Origin of the sequence: Winogradskya consettensis, from assembly GCF_018332715.1 — a bacterium.
GTDB lineage: Bacteria > Actinomycetota > Actinomycetes > Mycobacteriales > Micromonosporaceae > Actinoplanes > Actinoplanes consettensis.
In genome coordinates, this window is record NZ_BOQP01000077.1 from 1 (window position 1) to 1,024 (window position 1,024).

Annotated in this window: 1 protein-coding gene; it reads right to left on the bottom strand. The window is 63.9% G+C overall.

Translation table 11 applies throughout. The features are described from left to right. Positions 1-25 precede the first annotated feature (25 nt). Entirely contained in the window at positions 26-919 is an 894-nt protein-coding gene (locus Aco04nite_RS47265; RefSeq protein WP_213003708.1) for an IS982 family transposase, read from the bottom strand. Positions 920-1,024 lie beyond the last annotated feature (105 nt).

Here is a 1,024-nt window from a genome sequence, read left to right on the forward strand (position 1 = left end):
CTAGACGAGTAAGTCCTAACTGAGGTCAGTGGTCGTAGGCGATTAGAGACCTGGTCAGGGGCTGTCCGGTGGCGCGGTTGTGCCAGATCGCGGCGGTCATAGCGAGCAGTCGCTGGGCGATGCGCGCGCCGACGCCTTCGATGGTGCGGCCGCCATGCAGTTCAAGATCGAGTTGGCCTTTCAACGTGTCGTTAACTGACTCGATCAGTTGGCGGACGGGTTTGAGCAGGTGCTCGCCGGGGTGTGGGGTCCGGTTGCGGTAGGACGGGCGTAACAGCCGGGCTCCGCGTTCGGCTAGCCAGCGGTCGAGTTCAGCAGATACGTAGCCTTTATCCGCGATGATCAGCTGTCCCGGCCGGGCGGCGAGCAGGCCGGGGTCTTCTTCCAGCGCGGCGATCAGGACCTGGCGTTCGTCGATCTTCGCCGTGGACAGCGACCAGGCGATCGGCAGACCCGACGGCGTACAGATCAAGTGCAGCCGCAGGCCCCAGAAGAATCGTGAGTGCGATGAGCAGTAGCCGTAGCTGGCCCAGCCGGCCAGGTCGGAGCGTTTCACGGTGGGCCGGGATCGGCCGCACTCAACCGGGGTGGAATCGGTGACCCATACGTCGTCGAACCACAGATCGGTGTCTGCGGCGACCAGCCGGATGGCCTTCTTCAGGAGCGGCAACGCGGCCCGCAGGCGCTTGTTGTAGCCGGACTGGCCGGGCAGATACGGGAAGGCGCCGGGCAGGTGCTTGGGAAGAAACCGCAGCCAGCGGGCCTCTGAACGGACCCCGAGCAAGGCTTGAGCCACCGCCATCGTGACCAACTCGGCGTCGGACAGCTTCGGCGGTCGCCCGGCTCGGCGGGGCTTGCCGATCCAGTCGTCGATCTTCACGTACAGTGCGGTGAGAAGGGTGTTGATGTCTGTCGTCACAAACAGATCATCGACACCCTTCACCTTTACACCGGCGTACCGGGCTGCGTGTAGAGCAACCGTCAAGTACACACGACTAGACCGAGTTAGGACTTACTCGTCTAG